At 45.9% G+C, this 15,859-nt stretch carries 17 protein-coding genes and 1 other annotated feature; of the genes, 2 read left to right on the forward strand and 15 right to left on the reverse strand.

Annotation, left to right across the window (positions count from 1 at the left end):
* Positions 1 to 208 precede the first annotated feature (208 nt).
* From ilvE to BM210_RS00625, 5 genes are all read right to left on the reverse strand, one after another.
* Positions 209 to 1,087 carry a branched-chain-amino-acid transaminase gene (gene ilvE, locus BM210_RS00605; RefSeq protein WP_091163543.1) on the reverse strand — a complete coding sequence of 293 codons (879 nt, stop codon included), beginning with the start codon at positions 1,085 to 1,087 and terminating at the stop codon, positions 209 to 211.
* An 8-nt stretch (positions 1,088 to 1,095) separates the two neighbouring features.
* Positions 1,096 to 1,974 (reverse strand): prephenate dehydratase, encoded by an 879-nt coding sequence (pheA, locus tag BM210_RS00610; RefSeq protein ID WP_091163544.1) that lies wholly within the window; start codon positions 1,972 to 1,974, stop codon positions 1,096 to 1,098.
* Positions 1,971 to 2,945 (reverse strand): homoserine kinase, encoded by a 975-nt coding sequence (gene thrB / locus BM210_RS00615; protein ID WP_091163546.1) that lies wholly within the window; start codon positions 2,943 to 2,945, stop codon positions 1,971 to 1,973. Before thrB ends, pheA begins: the two co-directional genes overlap by 4 nt.
* A gap of 77 nt (positions 2,946 to 3,022) precedes the next feature.
* Complete coding sequence (locus BM210_RS00620) at positions 3,023 to 4,309, reverse strand: homoserine dehydrogenase (RefSeq protein ID WP_091163547.1); 1,287 nt, start codon at positions 4,307 to 4,309, stop codon at positions 3,023 to 3,025.
* Between the two features lie 44 nt (positions 4,310 to 4,353).
* Complete coding sequence (locus BM210_RS00625) at positions 4,354 to 4,836, reverse strand: ACT domain-containing protein (protein ID WP_256223231.1); 483 nt, start codon at positions 4,834 to 4,836, stop codon at positions 4,354 to 4,356.
* A 210-nt stretch (positions 4,837 to 5,046) separates the two neighbouring features.
* Here BM210_RS00625 and BM210_RS00630 point away from each other — a divergent pair, with 210 nt between their 5' ends.
* The gene (locus BM210_RS00630) at positions 5,047 to 5,550 is read left to right on the forward strand and encodes an NUDIX domain-containing protein (RefSeq protein WP_091163549.1); all 504 of its coding nucleotides are present in this window, start codon (positions 5,047 to 5,049) and stop codon (positions 5,548 to 5,550) included.
* Positions 5,551 to 5,663: 113 nt separating this feature from the next.
* On the opposite strand, the gene BM210_RS00635 is transcribed toward BM210_RS00630, so the two are convergent.
* The 9 genes from BM210_RS00635 to BM210_RS00675 all read right to left on the reverse strand — a co-directional run bounded on the left by BM210_RS00635 (position 5,664) and on the right by BM210_RS00675 (position 13,110).
* The gene (locus BM210_RS00635; protein WP_091163551.1) at positions 5,664 to 6,896 is read right to left on the reverse strand and encodes an MFS transporter; all 1,233 of its coding nucleotides are present in this window, start codon (positions 6,894 to 6,896) and stop codon (positions 5,664 to 5,666) included.
* 103 nt (positions 6,897 to 6,999) lie between these two features.
* Complete coding sequence (gene obgE, locus BM210_RS00640) at positions 7,000 to 8,301, reverse strand: GTPase ObgE (protein ID WP_091163553.1); 1,302 nt, start codon at positions 8,299 to 8,301, stop codon at positions 7,000 to 7,002.
* Positions 8,302 to 8,313: 12 nt separating this feature from the next.
* On the reverse strand, positions 8,314 to 8,958 hold the full coding sequence (locus tag BM210_RS00645) for a Spo0B domain-containing protein (RefSeq protein WP_091163554.1): 645 nt from the start codon (positions 8,956 to 8,958) through the stop codon (positions 8,314 to 8,316).
* 81 nt (positions 8,959 to 9,039) lie between these two features.
* The gene (gene rpmA, locus BM210_RS00650; protein ID WP_076231585.1) at positions 9,040 to 9,351 is read right to left on the reverse strand and encodes a 50S ribosomal protein L27; all 312 of its coding nucleotides are present in this window, start codon (positions 9,349 to 9,351) and stop codon (positions 9,040 to 9,042) included.
* Positions 9,352 to 9,365: 14 nt separating this feature from the next.
* Complete coding sequence (locus BM210_RS00655; protein WP_091163556.1) at positions 9,366 to 9,698, reverse strand: ribosomal-processing cysteine protease Prp; 333 nt, start codon at positions 9,696 to 9,698, stop codon at positions 9,366 to 9,368.
* Positions 9,699 to 9,708: 10 nt separating this feature from the next.
* A complete protein-coding gene (gene rplU / locus BM210_RS00660; RefSeq protein ID WP_091163557.1) occupies positions 9,709 to 10,020 on the reverse strand; it encodes a 50S ribosomal protein L21 in 312 nt (103 codons plus the stop codon).
* 14 nt (positions 10,021 to 10,034) lie between these two features.
* Positions 10,035 to 10,121, reverse strand: a sequence feature (ribosomal protein L21 leader region).
* A gap of 74 nt (positions 10,122 to 10,195) precedes the next feature.
* Positions 10,196 to 11,437, reverse strand: a complete 1,242-nt coding sequence (locus BM210_RS00665) for an Rne/Rng family ribonuclease (RefSeq protein ID WP_091164625.1) — start codon at positions 11,435 to 11,437, stop codon at positions 10,196 to 10,198.
* Between the two features lie 22 nt (positions 11,438 to 11,459).
* Entirely contained in the window at positions 11,460 to 12,347 is an 888-nt protein-coding gene (locus BM210_RS00670) for a site-2 protease family protein (protein ID WP_256223184.1), read from the reverse strand.
* Positions 12,340 to 13,110 (reverse strand): M23 family metallopeptidase, encoded by a 771-nt coding sequence (locus BM210_RS00675; protein ID WP_091163560.1) that lies wholly within the window; start codon positions 13,108 to 13,110, stop codon positions 12,340 to 12,342. The genes BM210_RS00670 and BM210_RS00675 overlap by 8 nt, the downstream gene beginning before the upstream one ends.
* A 218-nt stretch (positions 13,111 to 13,328) precedes the next feature.
* Between BM210_RS00675 and uraA the strand changes: the two genes are divergently transcribed.
* The gene (uraA, locus tag BM210_RS00680; RefSeq protein WP_256223185.1) at positions 13,329 to 14,603 is read left to right on the forward strand and encodes a uracil permease; all 1,275 of its coding nucleotides are present in this window, start codon (positions 13,329 to 13,331) and stop codon (positions 14,601 to 14,603) included.
* Between the two features lie 98 nt (positions 14,604 to 14,701).
* On the opposite strand, the gene BM210_RS00685 is transcribed toward uraA, so the two are convergent.
* Complete coding sequence (locus BM210_RS00685; RefSeq protein WP_091163562.1) at positions 14,702 to 15,853, reverse strand: FtsW/RodA/SpoVE family cell cycle protein; 1,152 nt, start codon at positions 15,851 to 15,853, stop codon at positions 14,702 to 14,704.
* Positions 15,854 to 15,859: the final 6 nt, after the last annotated feature.

Here is a 15,859-nt window from a genome sequence, read left to right on the forward strand (position 1 = left end):
GTGCCAAAACAAAATGACCTTACAGTTTATGCACCAAAGTAGGCATTTGACCATCATTACTGGAAAAAAACTAATATTAAACGTAAGAAAAACAGAGAGGTTGTCTCCCTTACCTACAGAAGCTTAGCTCTCAGCGCGTTGCTGGATAATACAAAAAGCCCCCTTTCTCCGCTTTATCAGCGGAAACAGGAGGCTATTGCAAGACCAATTATTCGTATACTTTGACACCATCAATATCAACGAGCTTGCGGAATTCCTTAAGCAGATGTGTAGTAATAGGGCCTGCTTTGCCTTCACCTATGGTTCTGGCATCCACCTCGCGAACCGCAATAACCTCTGCAGCAGTTCCGGTAAAGAACACCTCATCAGCCACATAAACATCATGCAGGGTGAATGGCTCTTCTTTTACCTTGTAGCCCAGCTTCTCACAAATTTCGATAATCGCAGCGCGCGTAATGCCTTCAAGAGCACCACAGTAGCAAGGAGGCGTGAAAACAACCCCTCTTTTGATGATGAAAATATTGTCGGACGAGCCCTCAGCTACATAGCCTTGGGAGTTCAGCATAATCGCCTCGCCTACGCCAGCCAGATTAGCTTGAATTTTAACCAGAATATTGTTCAGGTAGTTCAGTGATTTGATTTTTGGATTCAACGCATCCGGCACATTGCGGCGTGTGGAAACTGAAACGGTTTTCAAACCATTCACATAAGCCTCTTCCGGGTAAATCGACAGCTGCTCTACGATAATAATTATATTCGCCTTCGGTGAACGGCGCGGGTCTAATCCAAGATCGCCGGGACCACGGGAAACAACAAGACGGATGTATCCGTTTTGCAGCTCGTTTTTGCGAATTGTTTCGATCAGCACCTGCTGCATTTCTTCTTGAGGAAGCGGGATGTCAAGCATGATGGATTTAGCCGAATCATACAAGCGGTCTAAATGCTCTTTGCATTTGAAAATATTTCCGTTGTAGATCCGAATCCCTTCAAAGATACCGTCTCCGTACAAAAATCCATGATCATATACCGAAACTGTTGCATCTTCCTTGCTCACATACTTGCCGTTTAAATAAATAACTTGTGCCATACTAACAATTACACCTCCGAGTGTGTAGGTTTATAAGAATAGGTGGGATAACAACCCAATATGCGAACCTGACAGCCTATCGCTTCAATTTCCTGAAGGGCTGACGGGAGCAATACCGAATCAAGCGTTGCATCAATATCAATATAGAAATAATAATTGCCAAGCTTCTTCTTCGTCGGTCTGGATTCGATCTTGGACAAGTTGATTCTGCGCCAGGCAAAGGCTGAAAGCACCTGATGCAAAGCCCCCGGATAATCCTCCGGCAGCGTGACGAGAATTGTCGTTTTGTGAGACCTGTAGTTATCCTTCAGCTCAATCGGAGCTTGTCCGACCAAAACGAATCGTGTAAAGTTGTTCTGGTGATCCTGAACATCCTGTGCCCATATCTGGAGTCCGTATAGTGCGCCTGCTGATCGGGGAGCAAGTGCTGCTACCTCCGGATTTCCAAGCTCTTGCACGAGTCTTGCGGCTTCTCCGTTGCTGCTGACCTGTTCCAGTTCCACATGAGGCAAATACTGCCGTAAAAACTTGCGGCATTGGGTTAATGTCACACCATGCGAGACGATTTTCTTCAAGCTGCTGCAGCTTGTTTCCAACGTTTCACCGGGAGCCTGCCAAGCCATTAACTGTATCGAGATCGGGTAAATCCATTCGGCCTGCATGGGCAGATTCACCTCGTGCACCAGCCAATCCAGATGAAGGCTGACCGAACCGTCAAACGTGTTCTCGATCGGAATGACACTATAATCCGTTATTCCGTTTACCGTTGACATAAAAACATCGTCAATCAGCTTGCAATGCACGTATTCACAATCAGCGCTGTCCAGGAAATGGCGCGCCGATTCCTCGGTATATGTACCGGGACCCAAAAGTGCAATTCGCTTCATGTGCGAACGTCTCCTTTGATGTTTTCAAATAATGTACACCCTTCATCAAAGTGTGTCAACACCTGAACACCTTGCCTTGCAGGGTTCAGCCACATCAAGGTGGCTTCGATCCCTTCACTGCGCAGCGTGCCCTGCAGGAACTGCTCCAGCTCCGCTTTGCGGGAGCTGCTGCGATCAACGAGCGTGAGCATCGTCGGACCTGCGCCGCTTAAAGCAACGCCAAGGGCGCCGTGGTTCGTCGCCTCGGCGAGGATGTGCGCGAGCCCTGGTACAAGCGGGGCTCGGTAAGGCTGATGCAGCGCGTCTTTCATCGCGCGCGGGATCATGTCCAGCCGCCCGGTACAGAGGGCGGCTACGAGCACGGACGAATGGCCGACGTTGAAAACGGCATTCGTCAAGCTCTGCTCGCGCGGCAGGACGTGACGCGCTTTCTCTGTAGACAGCTGGAAGTGTGGAATCGCCACCAGCACTTCCAGCTGCTCATTCGGCTCGACGCGGATATATTCCGCGCGCTCGCCGTCCCAGAAGGCGACAACGAGACCGCCGAACAGCGAAGCGCCGACATTGTCAGGATGATGCTCCAGTGCTGTCGACATCTGGAACAAGGTGTCGTCAGACAAGGGACTCCCAATCAGCGCATTGGCGCATGCCAGAGCCCCTACAATAGCAGCTGCACTGCTGCCAAGCCCACGTGTTAGTGGAATATCGCTATACATCGAAATTTCCAATTCAGGGTGCGTGACTCCAGCTTTGTCGAACACCATCTGCGCTACTTTATAAATCAGGTTCGATTTATCTGTGGGAATTCCCTCCATCCCACTCCCGATCAGATGGATGCTGGTTTGTGCCGCTGTGCTCATTTCTATCCACGCATATAGATCAAGCGCCATACCAAGCGTGTCGAATCCAGGGCCCAGATTCGCCGTACTTCCCGGCACTTTTACGCGTACCTTGCCGCTATTCATACCCATCGTACGACTCCTTTTTCTGTTATAGAGGTGTTCAAAAAAGGACTTTTTGAACACGCACTATTAGCAATTTCTTGATGTTAGCCTTCCACCCGATAAACACTCTTGATCGAGTGAACCACGTTCATGCCTTCGAACTGCTTTAACACTTTTTTCATTGCCGCTTGATTTGCATCATGAGTAATTATGATAATTTCCGCTTTGGGATTCGTTTGATTTGGATGCTGCAGTACCGACTCAAGGCTTACTTCATGCTCGGCGAACACTTGCGTAATTTGAGCAAGCACACCCGCTTTATCCTCAACGTGAAGCAAAATGAAGTTCTTGGAAGCAATCTGCTCATCGGTTTTCAGCTTCTTTTCCTTATATGGAGCAAAAGCTCGCTGACCATTAATGCCCAGCTTCAAATTGCGTACAACCGCCACGAGATCCGCAACAATGGATGTAGCTGTTGGCATACCGCCCGCTCCAGGACCATAGAACATCGTTTCCCCTACGGCCTCACCATGCACATACACAGCATTGAAAACTCCATTCACCGAAGCCAAAGGATGCGATTTCTTCACCATGGTCGGCTGTACACTGATGCTGATACAATCGTCTTGACGCTCAGCAATTCCAAGCAGCTTCACCTCATAACCCAAACGTTTTCCGTAAGCAATGTCTTCCTTGGTTACTTGACTGATGCCGCGAACCTTAACATCACTTAAAGATACATTCGCATGGAATCCGAGTGTGGCAAGAATGGTCATTTTACGTGCTGCATCAAATCCTTCTACATCCGAAGTTGGGTCAGACTCAGCATAGCCCAAATCCTGTGCTTCCTTCAGAACATCATCATAAGCGGCGCCTTCCTGACTCATCTTCGACATGATGTAGTTGGTTGTACCGTTGACGATTCCCATAATCTTCGTAATACGATCGGAAGAAAAGCCCTCAACCAATGTCCGAATAATCGGAATACCGCCTGCAACACTGGCTTCGTACAAGACGTCACAGCCTTTTTCAGCCGCTTTGGCCAAAATCTCCTGTCCATGCAGCGCCATTAAATCCTTGTTGGCTGTAACGACATGCTTGCCTCTGTCCAACGCTTCAAGAATATAACCTTTGGCCAGCTCAATACCGCCCATAACCTCAATCACAATATCAATTTCCGGATCTTCAATAACATCACGCGGATTTTCCGTCATTACATCTGGACTGACATCAATGTCACGCTGCTTGCTTTTATCCTGAACCAATATTTTGGAAATCTCAATGGAGGCACCGGTTTGGCTCAGCAAATCCTGTTGGTGCCCCTTAATGATCCGGACGACACCTGTTCCTACAGTCCCAAGACCGAGTAATCCTACTTTAATTGCTTTCATTATGATTTCCTCCTTATATTTGCAAACGATCCTTCAGCTCTTATCTACCCCTGTCCAACCAAAGCAGCACGACTCACGCCATCCTGCGCTCTCAGCATCTCCAGCACAAAAGTCACATTTTCTTCCATCAATGAGGTTTCCACTGAAATGACCACATTGGCAATCCCCTGCAGTGGAATCGTTTGATGTATCGTTAGCACGTTACCCTCAAGTCCTGCAATCATCGCAAGCACTTTGGACAAAATGCCTGAACGATGCTCAAGATCCATTGAAATGGTAACGATTCGTTCCCGATCCAGCTTGCTTAGCGGAAATATTCCGTCCTTATACTTATAAAAGGCACTTCTGCTTAGTTCGACCTGTTCGACAGCCTCATGAATCGTTCTTACATGCCCACGAGCCAATAGCTCCTTGGCTTGCACGGTTTTAAGCAAGGCCTCAGGCAAAATATCTTCCCTGACCAAATAATACCGATCATGCTCATTTGGCTTTGTGTCACCCTTTTTTTTATCCGTCAGCGTAAAAATCCTCTCCAAAAAGACGAATGTTTCTACCTAGTGGACATTATATCGAAAACAACGGTTGGAGGCAATAGGCTTTTGCAAATAGCCAGTCATTTTCATAAAGTTTCCACATCTGTCGCCTTCCTAATCAAGTGTATTCATGGTAAAGTTGGTAAAATCAATAAACAAGCATGACGCTGCGAACACTTATATATCTAATAAAGGAGCAAATCGATGATTCGTGCACGTTTAATGGCAACCGCCATGTTGTTTCATGACAACGATCTTTTGATGATGAAAAGGTCTCCGACACGTACGTTAAATCCAGGAATGTGGGCAGCCGTAGGCGGCCATCTCGATCCGGGAGAGATTGGTTCCCCACGCAACGCCTGCTTACGTGAAGTATTCGAAGAAACAGGTTTTCATGAAGAGGAGATTATCGGTTTAAAGCTGCAGTACATTTTGATCCGGCTCAATCAGCAGGAAGTTCGGCAGCAATTTATTTACACGGCTCGTACGACCCGACGAGATGTTATTCAGACTGAGGAAGGCGTTCTGCACTGGATTCCGCGTGAGCAGGTGCTTGATCGTGAAATTCCGTTTATTTTCCACCGTCTGCTTGAGCATTATTTCGAACACGGCTCTGTTGATCATATCTGGGTCGGCACCGCTGGTTTCGATCACCACTCCACGCCTGAAGTACATTGGACAGCCTTGGTTGATCCCGAGATGAATTGAGCTTCCCGTTTCTAATAAAGGCGGCAGCTTTAATAAACAGCAAAAAACCGTATGGACGTAAGGTCCATTCGGTTTTTTTGTTGAGAATCTTTAAGATTTATCTTGATAATCCTTTAATAATTTACGCCTGAGCCTGATTTGGCCCAGTCTTTTCTCCAGCTGCGTGATACCGCATAGAAGGCTAACGTTACGACCAGAACAATTGAAGCGACTACCATAAATCCAGTAACATGAGACCCGGTAGCTTGCTTTAAAGGTCCTAAAATGTTATTCGGCAGCAAAAATCCTCCAAACCCTCCTGCTGCACCTACAATACCTGTGACAACTCCGATTTCTTTGGAGAAACGCTGCGGCACCAACTGGAAGATAGATCCATTTCCCATGCCTAGGCAAGCCATCATCACACTCGTAATCAGCAGCATCACCATAAAGGAGCTTGGCATTGTCGACACGAGAAAAGCACAGACGCAGACAACGGAGTAGAGAATCAGCATGAACCGCATGCCCCCTACCTTATCTGCTATGTATCCGCCTATGGGTCTAAAAAGACTGCCTGCAATAACCGTAATCGTAACTAGATAACCAATTTGAATTTTGGACAATCCACCTGCCATCGCATTTTCCCCATACACATCATAAAAGAAAATACTGAAATAACTGGAAAACCCGACAAACCCGCCAAACGTAATTGCATAAAAGACACTGAACCACCAGGTATCCTTATGTTTAAATGCCGACAAATAATCAAGGATTCCTTTGGGAGCCGGTTGATTTGGACTATCCTTCGCCATTAGGATATAAGCGATCAATACTAGCACCAACGGAATAATCGCAAGCCCAAATACATTGTGCCATCCCATACTTGCTGCCAGCTGCGGGCCAAAAAAGGTGGCAATTGCTGTACCGCTATTGCCTGCGCCTGCAATACCCATCGCTAAGCCTTGATACTGCGGCGGGTACCAACGACTTGCCAGAGAGAGGGATACAGCAAAGCTTGCGCCTGCAATCCCAAGTAAAAAACCGAGTGCCAGTACTTGATTAAAGGTCGTACCGCCCAGCCACCCCCACAATAGAGGCAGGATGGTCAGCAGCATACCGATAATTCCCGCTTTCCGAGATCCGATGCGATCAGCCAGAATTCCCATTGGTATTCTAAATATGGAGCCTCCCAATGTAGGAATCGCCACAATGGTTGCCTTTTGCCCATCCGTTAGTCCAAAATCCTTCGTTACGTATAAAGCCAAAGCACCAAATAACACCCAAATCATGAAACTAACATCGAAATATAGAAATGCTGACATCAAACTCGGAAAATGCCCTGATTTTTTAAAATTTTTAACTTCCAATCTATAATGCCTCCCTAGTCGGTATGAAAGGTTTACATAAAATAAGAGAAATGCCAGCTCACATTAAATACATGCGCAGCGGGTACTCCTCTTATCGAGCTAACTATTCTTTTTCAACAAACTCAAATTCAAAATCACCAATTTGAATGGTCTGTCCATCTACAGCACCACGAGTTCGAAGCGCTTGATCAATACCTTTTTTACGTAAAATCCGCGCAAATCGCTCAACCGCTTCCTGCGTACTGAAGTTCGTTCGTTTGATCAGCTTTTCAATACTTGGGCTTTCAATTACAAACGTGTCATTCTCACGTCGGATGGTGAATTCCTCATCATCCTGCGCTTCAAATTTGAATACCTTCCGCTCAGACAGATCAACGAGATCCTCCAGCAATGGCATATCAGGAATTGTTTCCAGCAGGTCCGCAACTTTGTACAAAAGCTCCTGAACACCGTTTTTGGTCACTGCCGATACAGGTATCACACGAATAGAAGGATCCGCTTCCGCAAGCTGGCGTGTAAATTCCTCCAAATAGACTTCTGCGTCTGGCATGTCCATTTTATTAGCAACAACAATTTGCGGCCGCTCACCCAGCTTAGCACTATACAGCGTTAGCTCATTGTTGATTTTTTGCCAATCATCAAAAGGATCACGTCCATCCGTAGCCGCCATATCGATGATATGAACAACAACACGCGTTCTTTCTACATGTCGCAGAAACTCATGGCCGAGACCTACGCCCTCATGAGCCCCTTCAATTAATCCTGGTAAGTCGGCCATCACAAAGCTTCGACCATCACCTACGTCAACAACACCCAAATTTGGAGTCAGCGTTGTAAAATGATAAGCAGCGATCTTAGGCTGAGCTGCGGATACAACAGACAGCAATGTTGATTTCCCTACACTCGGAAAACCTACCAAGCCGACATCAGCCATTACCTTAAGCTCAAGCACAAGCCAACGCTCCTGGCCTTCTTCCCCATTTTCGGCTATCTCCGGTGCAGGATTGTTCGCCGTAGCAAACTTCGCATTACCACGACCACCACGACCACCCTTGGCTACAATGACCTCCTGATCATGGCGTGTTAAATCTGCCATAATTTCGTGAGTATCATCATTAATCACTACCGTACCCGGAGGTACTCTAACGATTAAATCCTCAGCATTAGCGCCATGCTGCGTTTTGTTCCGGCCTTTAATTCCACGATCGGCTTTAAAATGCTTTTGGTATCTGAAGTCAACCAATGTGCGAAGACCTTCGTCTACCCGGAAAATAACGTTTCCTCCGTTACCTCCATCGCCACCGCCCGGCCCTCCATCAGGTACATACTTTTCTCTGCGGAATGCAACGAGGCCATCGCCTCCATCGCCGCCTTTAACATAAATCTTCGCTTTATCGATAAACATGCCTACACCTCTTTATATATTCAACGGCAATTCGATGTTCACTGCTATAGAATGCCCATCCCATTGATTTGTTTTCAATGTCATATTCATTTCGGATTGGAGCCTGACTCGTTCCAGAGCAGCCAACAGCTGATCACAAGCCTTGTCACATTGGTAATTAACATTTATTATCAGCTCACCCACCGTTTGGGTCAGCTTTAAAAGTAAACTATGCTCATGTTCATGATGAGCGACCGCATGTTCTTTAAAAACCTCAATAACCGCGATCAACAGTTGAGTCAATCTTTTGCAATCGAACGATAACTCATTTAAATGAATTTCATGTTCCATTTCAACTTCAAGCTTTAATTCCTTCACCTCGGCCTGTACCGAGAATATATATACAATCAGTTCGGGAACTCCGAGCTTCGAAATGTTACTTTCACGCTGAACCTTTAATTTGATGGTGTGCATCAAACTCTCCAGCTTTTCATACTTGCGGAGCTTGACATAGCCGAATATTAATTGAATCTCATTCATCCAATCGTGCCGATAGTGGTTAAATAAGCGAATCAATCGGAGATCCTGATCGAATTCTCTGTCATCACCCATTAAAATGGCCCCATTTTCACACTGATTACCGAAGCATTCTTCGCTGAACGGTCGATTCGAACCCATGTCAATCTCTCCGATCCCCTAGTCCAAATATAGAAAAATCCCCGGCGACACTGAATCGCCGGGGCTATCGTCGATGACGTATTATACTTCTACAGCTGCAGCCACCGGAGCGACTTCAAAAGGGTAAACACTTACTTTTTTGCGAGTACGACCATAACGCTCGAACTTCACAACGCCTTCGATCAAAGCAAACAACGTATCATCGGAACCGATACCTACGTTATTGCCCGGATGAATCTTAGTTCCGCGTTGGCGGTACAAGATGCTTCCAGCGCTAACTCCTTGGCCATCAGCACGTTTAGCGCCAAGACGCTTACCGATACTGTCACGACCGTTCTTCGTGGAACCTACACCCTTCTTGGATGCAAACATCTGAAGATTTAATTGTAACATGGTGTCAACCTCCTTCATTTCTTATTTTCTTGCAAATCTATATACGCACTGTACGATTGTTTAATAGTTTGCAGCATGACAACCATCGACTCCAAAATCATCTGCAGCTTTTCATCCAATACGTTATCCGCAAGCTCAGAAACATCAACTTCCAGCAAGCCATGCTTGGCTTGAGTTTTTAATTGAATTCCCAGCAATGCTTCAACCGAATTGACTGTACCTACCGTAACAGCAGATACACCTGCACAGACAATATCTTTGCCAGGCTCATCATACATGGCATGACCTTTTACTTGAAACGAATAGATACGACCGTCAGGCTTGCGCTTAATCTTTACACGAATCATCTGCTGATCCCTAAGCTTTGATAGCTTCGATTACAACTTTAGTGTAAGGTTGACGATGACCTTGTTTACGACGATAGTTTTTCTTGGCTTTGTATTTGTAAACGATGATTTTCTCACCTTTACCATGCTTTTCCACTTTCGCGGAAACAGCAGCTCCGGAAACCAATGGAGCTCCAAGAACTAAACCAGATTCTTTAGACACAGCCAAAACTTTGTCAAAAGTAACGGAATCGCCTTCACCAGCATTCAATTTTTCGATGTATAGTACATCGCCTTCTTGAACCTTGTATTGCTTACCACCTGTTTCAATAATTGCGTACATATTGTTGCACCTCCTTCATGTCTCAGACTCGCCTATAAGCAGGTGATGTGCTATCACAATAGACACATACTTATACCTGTTTCGCGCGGTTACAGCATGTTTTGCAACATACTCGAATATTTTATCACAGTGAACTTAACAAAGCAACACTTACTTTGTGGCAGATGATCACTGTTTATTTGGACCAAATCCAGCCATTTCCGTCGCAAGTCTTGCAGCGGGTTATGGGAAGCTTATCCGTGCCTGTCTTTATTTTTTTGCGTGTCAGCTCCATAAGTCCAAGCTTCGTCCAACCGACAACCACCGTTTTGGTTCGATCTTTACGTGTTTCTTCTACGAGTAATTCCAATACCTGCTGTCGATTCGATTCCAATCCCATATCGATGAAGTCTATAACGATTAGCCCTCCGATATCCCGTAGTCTGAGCAGTCTGGCAATATCCTTGGCCGCCATTAAATTCGTATCGTACACCGTCTGCTCCAAGCTGACGCTGCCTGTATATTTGCCCGTATTCACATCAAAAACGGTCAGTGCCTCCGTATAATCTACAATCAGATAGCCACCGTTATCCAACCATACTTTTCGTTTAAAACCACTTTGCAGCTGCTCGTCGACATGATAAGTTGCAAATAGCGATATCGACCGACTCTCAAACAAACGTACGTGCTCACATAACGAAGGCGCCGACGTCCGCAGCAGAGAAACGATGGAGTGGTATATTTCCTTATCATCGATCCAAAGCTCTTTAATATCCTCGCTAAATCCGTCGCGTACCCATCTGGAAAGAAGGCCAAAATCACTATAAACCTTCCGCGGCACGGCACCTGGCTTTTGGACCGATTTTTCTACCGTTAGCCAGCGCTGTCGAAGCTCCTCCAAATCGGCGGCAATCGTCGCTTCCGAAGCCCCTTGTGCAGCCGTTCGCACAATGAAGCCTTCTCCAGGGATTACCTTGCTTTCTGCAGCACGCTTTAGACGCAGCCGTTCCTCTTCATTTGCAATTTTTCGCGATACACCAATGTAATCCGCCTCAGGCATGTAAACTCCCCATCTGCCAGGAATGGAATGATGCGTCGTAACACGTGCTCCCTTCGTTCCAACAGGCTCCTTAACCACCTGAACGAGCAAGGTTTGTCCTTCCTGAACCAGGTCGGTGACCAACGGCTTCTGTTGGGGCTGTTTGTCTAAATGAGCAGGAAGCATATCGTCGATGTACAAAAATGCATTTTTCTCAAGTCCTATATCCAAAAATGCGGCCTGCATTCCTTGCAGTACCCGCATGACACGACCTAAATACATATTGCCAGCCAATTGCTCGGTTCCACGAGACTCGTTGTCATACTCAGCCAGCTTGCCATTTTCCAACACAGCTACTTCAATTTGATCTTGTCCGCATTGAACCAGAATTTGCTTCATCTTTTCCACCTCGCCTTCCATTTTACATGAAAAGCTCAGAAATCGCACATCCCCGCTTGGACTCATTAAAATAGGAATACAGCAACGGCTGTTCCGATACTACGGACCTTATGGACCCATGCTCGTCCAGTACATAAACTAAATGGTATTTTTCACGCATGAATAAACGAACAACATCCTTGATACGTCGACTCCCATTAACTACGATAGGTTGAGCCATTGTCCCCGCCCCCATTAATCGAACCAAAGCCGTTTCACGGTGCAGCAAAAAACGCATGAAATGGTAAGCTCTCCCTTTGTAGCTATACCAGTTGGAATAGATTAAAAAGATGCCAATCATCAGTAGATTCAGCTGAATGCCGCCTCCACGTACGACATGTAATACAGAGAGAATGGTAACAACCAGACTCAGCACAAGGCTTAAGCAGCAGCTAAGCGTGATTACACGATGATAAGGCAGCCATAAACTCATCAGAGACCCCAGCAGCTTCCCCCCATCGAGCGGCGTAATTGGGAGCAGATTAAACAAGGCGATATAGAGATTGGCTTCAATAAAGTAGGCGCTCCACTGCTCCGATACCAAACCCATCCATTGCAGCAAATAGGCAATTAGCATCATCCAGATGTTTTGCAAAGGGCCTGCTATCACTACAATGACTTCTTGCCAGACCGGCACGCTGCCAAGCTCCTCAACCACAGCCTCGCCTCCGTAGGGCAGCAGCAGCACTTCTTTAATGCGCCAGCCGAATCCTTTGGCAGCTAGTACATGACCCATTTCATGCACAAGCACAATTCCGAATAACGTAGCTATTTCTATAAAATAACCACCTGCTACGGACAGCAGCATCACAATTGAAAACAGCGGATGAATTCGAATGGGAACACCGAACCATCGATTCCACCTAATCAAAAGCAACCACATCCATCGGATTTAAATACTGATTATTCTTAGAAATGGCGAAATACAGATATCCAGCCTGCTTGGAGGTATTGGCGGAAACTTTGCCAATCGTTTCTCCTCCCTTTATCCAATCATTAAGCTCGACCTTTGCTTCAATCCAGCCATACACAGACTCTAGGCCATTCGCATGACGAATGACAACAGTAAAGCCCGTGTCATCCTTATTGCCTTTGTAAATAACCAAGCCTGTATCCAAAGCCGCTACTGTCGCATCGCCTTTCGTCTCAAGCGTTACGCCTAATCGACTTGATTCATAAGGAGCAATGACTGTTCCTCTCACCGGGGAGAAATAGTGCTTCTTAAGCGCCGTCACCTTCTGGGCCTCCTGCTGCTTACCTGGCATCCAGGCAGGAAGCAGCGACGGATTCCCGCCCCATTGCCGCTCATACCATAAAGTAACCATATGAAAATCAAAAGATTCATTCAGCGATGCTGAAATATGAGATTTGGCAATATTGGCCCAAGGATTATTCAATTGAAACAATCCCCACACCGTCGCAAATAACGCGCAGCTAATTACCAGTTTGATCCGAATGGAATGGGCATTTGGACGAAACGGCCAACCTCCCTCATCTTCAGGACCAGCTGTCGATTGCTCGGAATACTCACGCATCCATTTACGTTTCCACACATATTCAGGATCATTCCAACGCTCTGATGCCTCTCGCAGCTGTTCCATTTGTCTATGGTTCATTTTATCCCGTGTTTCCATGTCGATAATCCTCCTGCATCAGATAGGGCTTGTATATTCCATCCTATGAGCATGTACACTCGAATATAACAAGCAGAGATATTAACTGATCAAGGATTCCTACCCATTTCGAATTCCATGTATACAAGCCTATAGACATACTTAGAAAAAAAGAGTTCCCTTAAAATCGAAATATGTTAAAATATCGTTCGGGAAGTTATATAAAGGGAGGTCACACTGTGTCACGCATCATTCAAGTTGATGAACGCCCTACGTTGGGTGAAAGCATTCCGCTAAGTTTACAGCACTTATTTGCAATGTTCGGCTCCACCGTGCTCGTACCTGTTTTGTTTCAGGTCGATCCGGCAACCATCCTGTTAATGAACGGGATCGGTACTTTGCTTTACATTTTTATGACCAAAGGTAAAATCCCCGCTTTTCTGGGATCAAGCTTCGCCTTTCTGTCCCCAGTCTTCGTTGTTTTGGGCTCTAAAGGCTATAGCGCGGCATTAGGGGGATTTCTCGTTGTCGGTCTGATTTTTACAATCGTTGCTTTACTCATCCGTGCTGTGGGGACGCGATGGATTGATGTTGTGTTCCCCCCCGCAGCGATGGGCGCCATTGTATCCGTTATCGGATTGGAGCTGGTTCCGACAGCTGCTGGAATGGCCGGCTTTATCGCACCAGGCGGCGCTCCCGCAGGCTGGACGCTGGACGGGACAGCCGTGACCGTTTCGGTTTTCACTTTTGCAGTAGGAACTATCGGTTCAGTCTTATTTCGCGGCATTTTTAAAGTCATTCCGATATTGATTGCGATTATCGCCGGATATGTGCTTGCTGCGATGTTAGGATTGGTACATATCAGGGAAATCGTAGCATCTGCTCCTTGGTTCAAACTCCCGACTTACTATAGCCCTACATTCGACTTAGCCAGTATCTTGATTATCGCTCCGGCGGCTCTGGTCGTAATTGCTGAACATATCGGTCACCTAATCGTAACCGGAAACATGGTTGGCAAGGATTTATCCAAAGACCCAGGACTCAGCAAATCATTGCTCGGAAACGGTGTTTCAACAATGCTATCCTCCCTGGTAGGCTCTACGCCTAATACAACCTATGGTGAAAATATCGGGGTTATGGCGATCAGTCGAGTATATTCCGTTTGGGTTATCGGAGGGGCTGCGATAATGGCGATAGTCCTGTCCTTCATCGGAAAAATATCCGCATTAATCCAGACCATCCCGACACCCGTTATGGGTGGTGTTTCACTGCTGCTGTTTGGCGTAATCGCCGCATCGGGGATCCGGATGCTAGTAGAAACGAAGGTCGATTATTCCAAGCCAATCAACCTGATACTAACAACGGTTGTGCTCGTTATCGGCCTTAGCGGAGCGACGCTGAAATGGGGACAATTCGAGCTCAAAGGTATGGCTTTGGCTACCATAGTTACGATTATACTCAGCTTATTCTTCAAACTGCTGGAAGTGCTCAAGCTTACCAATGAAAAAGCCTAAGGGTTGTCATTTGTAAAAACAACAAGAACCTGCATACGGATCTAACTTTAATATCTGTGTTCACGCAACAAAAAAAGCACCTTCAGGGGTGCTTTTTTCTATGCTCGAAATGTGGGCTCTTTTTCCTGATGAATCCGGATACTGACCACTAAGGCAATACTCATCATATTTAATAGCAGCGACGTTCCCCCATAGCTGATAAAAGGAAGCGTAATTCCTGTCAACGGCATGATGCCAAGCAGCATACCTACATTTTCAAAAATTTGAAACACAAACATCGAAACCACGCCAACTATAACGTAAGCCCCGCCTTTATCATTACATTGTATCGAGATAAGAATCATCCGATAAATAAGCACAAAATAAAGCAGCAGTAAAACCGATGAACCTACAAAGCCGAATTCCTCCGCCAAAACAACAAATATGGAATCGGAATACGCATAAGGTATGAAATTACGATGTACGGAAGTACCCTGCAAATATCGCTCCCCCGACAAGCCGCCGGATCCAATTGCTTTGATTGAATTGACTACTTGAAAGCTGTGGTCCTTCGAGGCGTTATCTGGATCTATAAAGGTATCAATCCGGGTAACCCAATGTCCTTTACCCTGCATCTTCAAATACTGCTGAATCGGCTCATGAAAATGAGTGAATACATAATAAAATAAAAACAGCCCCGCTATCACTAATAAAATTCCTATCAAAAAGTGCGTATACTTGATGTTACCGATCCACAGCATCCCGACTAAAACGACCAGAAAAATAATCGCGTTCCCCAAATCCGGTTGAATCAGCACAAGTACAAAAGGAATCATTACAATAAAACCGATAGGTACGATGTCTGTCAAAAACAACAGCTTTTCCCCTTGCCTTCTCGCCATAAACGAGGCTAGGGCAATAATTAGCATGAGCTTCATAAATTCCGCAGGCTGGAATAGTAGATTGCCTGGAAGTTGAAACCAGCTCTTGGCTCCATTAATTTCCATCCCGAATTTATAGACCAGAATTAACAATACAAGTCCCGTCACATAAAAATACGGAGATATCTTCAACAAAATACGATAGTCAAGCAAGGCCACTCCGAGAAAGGCCAGTATACAAATAACATAAATCGTAATCGTTTTTTTCATATCGAACACAATATAGGGATCATCGAGCGTTGCGCTATAAACAAGCAGCGTGCTAATAACCATGAAAGACAAAAGAATGGCTACGATCAACAAATCGACTTTTTTTAGTTTTTGCAGCAAAACATG

Source organism: Paenibacillus sp. 1_12 (assembly GCF_900114475.1).
GTDB lineage: Bacteria > Bacillota > Bacilli > Paenibacillales > NBRC-103111 > Paenibacillus_S.

What these genes read in the sequence shown, in the direction of transcription:
- BM210_RS00655 (WP_091163556.1), bottom strand. Translation starts at nt 9,698, where the DNA reads ATGATTCGTGTAAAGATTAAGCGCAAGCCTGACGGTCGTATCTATTCG.
- BM210_RS00645 (WP_091163554.1), bottom strand. Translation starts at nt 8,958, where the DNA reads ATGGGTTCGAATCGACCGTTCAGCGAAGAATGCTTCGGTAATCAGTGT.
- rplU (WP_091163557.1), bottom strand. Translation starts at nt 10,020, where the DNA reads ATGTACGCAATTATTGAAACAGGTGGTAAGCAATACAAGGTTCAAGAA.
- obgE (WP_091163553.1), bottom strand. Translation starts at nt 8,301, where the DNA reads ATGTTTATCGATAAAGCGAAGATTTATGTTAAAGGCGGCGATGGAGGC.
- ilvE (WP_091163543.1), bottom strand. Translation starts at nt 1,087, where the DNA reads ATGGCACAAGTTATTTATTTAAACGGCAAGTATGTGAGCAAGGAAGAT.
- thrB (WP_091163546.1), bottom strand. Translation starts at nt 2,945, where the DNA reads ATGGGTATGAATAGCGGCAAGGTACGCGTAAAAGTGCCGGGAAGTACG.
- pheA (WP_091163544.1), bottom strand. Translation starts at nt 1,974, where the DNA reads ATGAAGCGAATTGCACTTTTGGGTCCCGGTACATATACCGAGGAATCG.
- rpmA (WP_076231585.1), bottom strand. Translation starts at nt 9,351, where the DNA reads ATGTTACAATTAAATCTTCAGATGTTTGCATCCAAGAAGGGTGTAGGT.
- BM210_RS00675 (WP_091163560.1), bottom strand. Translation starts at nt 13,110, where the DNA reads ATGGAAACACGGGATAAAATGAACCATAGACAAATGGAACAGCTGCGA.
- BM210_RS00620 (WP_091163547.1), bottom strand. Translation starts at nt 4,309, where the DNA reads ATGAAAGCAATTAAAGTAGGATTACTCGGTCTTGGGACTGTAGGAACA.
- BM210_RS00665 (WP_091164625.1), bottom strand. Translation starts at nt 11,437, where the DNA reads ATGAAGCAAATTCTGGTTCAATGCGGACAAGATCAAATTGAAGTAGCT.
- BM210_RS00630 (WP_091163549.1), top strand. Translation starts at nt 5,047, where the DNA reads ATGATTCGTGCACGTTTAATGGCAACCGCCATGTTGTTTCATGACAAC.